The 1,989-nt window shown below is 24.4% G+C and carries 1 protein-coding gene; it reads left to right on the plus strand.

Annotation, left to right across the window (positions count from 1 at the left end; translation table 11 throughout):
* Window positions 1-239: 239 nt before the first annotated feature.
* On the plus strand, window positions 240-1,989 hold a 1,750-nt coding region (locus RWY47_RS09250; protein WP_316030304.1), incomplete at its 3' end, for an FUSC family protein.

The raw sequence follows: 1,989 nt of genomic DNA on the forward strand, positions 1-1,989 counted from the left end.
CTATATAATTGTGTATATTTATGTCTTTTTCTAAAAACTTTGATATCGTTTCAATTTTCTCATATATATTAACAATGCATCCATCATATTCTAAAATAGCTTTACAATATATAAAAATCCCCCCTCAATAAATTCTTCTATAAAAATATTATATGTGCATTTTTCAATGTAATGATAGTTTTATCGCTAGTTAATATGGGTAATCTTTTTACTATACATAATTTTTAGGTGGTGGAAACATGAAAAGCATAATATCAAAAACAATAATTTTCATAGGTATGATTCCTACTGCATTTTTCTTTAAAGAATTTTTCGGAATGGATAATATGTTGATTGGAATAACAGGGTTTATGGCTGCTATTAATTTAATGGACAATGACTATACAATAAATCCTATAAAAAATACACTTAAGTTTATCATTTTGGAACTCTTAATAGGGGCTTGTGCTTTTATAGCCTCAATATCTCCTCCATTAACTTTTATATCTACTTTTTTAATTGTATTTGCTGTGGTTTATGTATTTACATATGACACTACTAAGCCTATATATATGCCCTTTGTTTTGGGATATTTGTTTATGATTTATTTTCCTATTAAATCATCCATTATGCATATTAGAATTGAAGCATTAATATTATCTGCTTTGCTTATAATGTTTGTCCAATTGATTGCTAATAAAAATAAGTTCTGGAATAAATCAAAGCAGCAGTTGTGCAAAGATATAGGATTAATAGTTGATGAAATAGACATTTTGATTGATAAAGAAAGCTTCGATGATTTCAAAAAAATTAGTTTTACTTTGGACAATGATTTAAAAAATTTATCTCAATCATTATATTCTAGAAAAGAAAAAACCTTTTTAATTTCAGATACAAGTAGACTTTATTTATGTATTACACAAACACTAGATGGTGCTAATTCTATTTTAGAAAAAATAGTTGATGATAAGAATAATATTAAAACTAATACTAATGATTTAAAAGATTTGAAATGTTTACTTTTAGATGTATTACGCTTTTTAAATAAAGAAATAAACCTAATTGATTTAAAGACTAAGGTATATACATATATATACAAATCTAAAAAAAATGAATGTGATAACTATATAGGCTATGAATTAAAGCAAAATATGACTCTTTTAGATGATATATTAAAAAATATAATAAATGGAGGATTGTCTCCTAGTGATAAAAAATATGGAGTTCCTGGCAAGGTAAAAGATATAGAGGTTATAAAGAAACGCTTTAATAGAAATTCGCTTAGATTTACTTTTGCATTTAGAATTGCTTTATGCGTTAGCTTAGGAGCTTTTATTGTTAGTTACTTTAAACTATATGAAGGCAAATGGCTAGTTTTTACTTTAGCATCAGTTATACAGCCTTACATAGAATCTAGTGAATCAAAAATGATAGATAGAATAAAGGGTACCCTTATAGGTGTCTTTATATTTGAGTTAACTTTCCATATTGTAAAAAACGTAGATGCTAAAATGTTTTTAGCCTTCGTTTGTGGTTATATAAGTAATTACTTTAAAGATTATTCTAAAAGAATGACCTTCATGACAATATTTGCATTAGGGATAGGTTCTACTCACAATAATTTTAATATATTGTCATTTGATAGGATAAAATTCATTTTAATAGGATGTATTTTAGCATTTATAGCCACTCGAGTTATTTTTCCTTATAAAATTAAAGATGTTACATTTAATTTAGTAAGTAGCTCACTTGATTTAAATAAAAAAATAGTTAATTTGTTAAAAGAGTTAAAATTTAAAGATTTATATCAATCTAAAATTGATAGCTATAATTTAAGAGAGTTAGTTTTAACTAATAGGTTAACAAATGATAAAATTAGTATAAATAATAATACAATACGTTACGATGAAATTAATAAGTTTTTATATAGTGAGCGAGTTATAATGAGTAATTTAATACTTCTAAAAAATAGTATTTCAAATGATAGAGTTAAATCATTAGATATAGGTG

Origin of the sequence: Paraclostridium sp. MRS3W1, assembly GCF_032465715.1 — a bacterium.
In the GTDB taxonomy this organism is placed as follows: Bacteria; Bacillota; Clostridia; order Peptostreptococcales; family Peptostreptococcaceae; genus Paraclostridium; species Paraclostridium dentum.